This is a genomic window from Streptomyces sp. NPDC047061, assembly GCF_040643955.1.
GTDB lineage: Bacteria > Actinomycetota > Actinomycetes > Streptomycetales > Streptomycetaceae > Streptomyces.
Window position 1 is genome coordinate 1 of sequence record NZ_JBEYVI010000121.1, and the last position, 2,052, is coordinate 2,052.

General features: G+C 69.6%; 3 protein-coding genes. 2 read left to right on the top strand and 1 reads right to left on the bottom strand.

Annotated features, from left to right (window positions below; translation table 11 throughout):
- On the bottom strand, window positions 1–369 hold a 369-nt coding region (locus ABZ887_RS51015; RefSeq protein ID WP_361306561.1), incomplete at its 3' end, for an NAD(P)-binding protein.
- A gap of 293 nt (window positions 370–662) precedes the next feature.
- Here ABZ887_RS51015 and ABZ887_RS51020 point away from each other — a divergent pair.
- Complete coding sequence (locus ABZ887_RS51020) at window positions 663–1,055, top strand: carboxymuconolactone decarboxylase family protein (protein WP_361306563.1); 393 nt, start codon at window positions 663–665, stop codon at window positions 1,053–1,055.
- 115 nt (window positions 1,056–1,170) lie between these two features.
- Window positions 1,171–1,911: an SDR family NAD(P)-dependent oxidoreductase gene (locus ABZ887_RS51025; RefSeq protein ID WP_361306565.1), complete on the top strand. Its 741-nt coding sequence runs from the start codon at window positions 1,171–1,173 to the stop codon at window positions 1,909–1,911.
- The last annotated feature ends 141 nt before the right edge of the window (window positions 1,912–2,052 follow it).

Below are 2,052 nucleotides of genomic sequence, written 5' to 3' on the forward strand. Positions count from 1 at the left end.
CAGGCCGAAGCGGTCGACGACGTGGTTGAAGTAGCGTTCGATCTCCGGCTGGCCGGCGTACTGCTCCGACCATTCCCACTCTTGCCACAGTTCCTCGGAGAAGAGGTAGCCGTAGGTGTAGCTCTCGGAGTCGAAGCGTGCCTGGGGGTAGCGGTTCCAGTACCAGACGCCGCCGACGCCGCTGCCGGCTTCCAGGAGCTTGGCCGCAAGGCCTGCCTGGCGGGCCAGGTACAGCTGGTAGATGCCGGTGACGCCCGCGCCTATGACCACGACGTCCAGCAGGCCGGCCGGATCCGCCTGGCTCTCTGGCCCCGGTCCGGGTGCCGGTGCCGGTGCCGGTGCCGGTGTCGTGTTCGTGGTGTTGGTCATCTGCCCTCCACAGTGCACAGGTGGGCTGCTCCGCCCCGCGTGAGCCCGAGTCTGTTTATTCGACCGATCGATCGAATATTGAGGCGAGAGTAGAGCAGCGACCTGACTCGATCAATGGCGGGACCGCGGGGAGGCGGCCTCCGGACGGTGTCGATCTCGCGCCGTGTGGCCGTCGTGGCCGAGTGGCGCCCTTTCGACAGGTGAATGCTGTCGTCGACGTTGATTATACCGACCGATTGGTCTAACTTTCCTTCCCGGGGGACGACACAGCGTTGTGCCAACTGGAGTCGCACATGACGGCCATGAATGCCGAAGAGCCGATCGACCTGCGCGAAGCGGGACTCAAGGCCATGCGAGACGCGCTGCCCGGCGTGTTCCCCGAGGGGGACATCGACCTGCGGGACGGACGTCTCGGAGAAGAACTCGTCGAGATAGGCCTGACCAGTGTGTGGGGCGCGCTGTGGGCCCGTGAGGGGCTCAGCCCGCGCGACCGCAGCCTGGTCACCCTGGGCCTGCTCATCGGGCTGGGTGCCGAGGCCGAGCTGCGGACCCACTTCCGCGTGGGCCTCAACAACGGCCTCACCCGTGAGGAGATCGCCGAGGTCGTCTACCACGCCGCCGGCTACGCGGGCTTCCCGGCCGCGACGGCGGCGCGCACCGCCGCCCGCGAGGCCCTCTCCGACTGACCGAGGGCGACGCCCCGCGCGGCGTCGTACGGAGTCACGGGGTCGAACCACCAGCCACGCGAGCGCGGCCCGCACAGGGGTGGTCGCGAGGCGTCACGCAAGATGAGGAGCACGCATGTCACTGCAAGGAAAAGTCGCCGTCGTCACCGGCGGCGCCCGCGGAATCGGTCAGGCCGTCGCGACCGTACTGGCCGCCCGGGGTGCGTCGGTCGCCGTGTGGGACCTGAACCTCGAAGGTGCCGAGAAGACCGCGACCGCGATCCAGGAGGCGGGCGGCACGGCGATCGCCGTCGGGGGTGACGCGGCCGACGCCGCGGGCGTCGCCGAGGCGGCCGCCCGGACCCGGAGTGAGCTGGGACCCGTGGCGATCCTCGTCAACAACGCGGGGATCACCGCCTACCAGCCATTCACGAGCATCACGGAGGACGCCTGGGACCGCATGATCGGCGTCAATCTGAAGGGCCCGTTCCTGGTCACGAAGGAACTGGTGCCGGACATGCTGGAGGCGGGCTGGGGACGGATCGTGAACATCTCGTCGTCCTCCGCGCAGACCGGTGCGCCCTCCATGGCGCACTACGCGTCCTCCAAGGGCGGGGTCATCGGCCTCACCCGGGCGCTGGCGATGGAGTTCGCGGGCCAGGGCATCACGGTCAATCACGTGCCGCCGGGCTTCATCGACACCCCGCTGGTGCGCCAGGGCCCGATCGACGTCGAGGCGGCCGCCGCCACGATGCCGATGAAGCGGGCCGGTCAGCCGGAGGACGTGGCCTATGCGGTGGCGTACCTCGCCTCGGAGGAGGCCGGTTACGTGACCGGCCAGACGCTCAGCACCAACGGCGGGCGTTACCTCGTCTGACCCGGGCGGACCGGCAGGTCCGCGGGACCGGATCCGCGCGGTGGCGCCGACGCGGCGCCGGGTAGTACTCGGAGCCGAGCAGCTCGCGGATGATGTACGCGTTCCGGTACGGGCCCATGCCCAGGTCGGGGCTGGTGATGC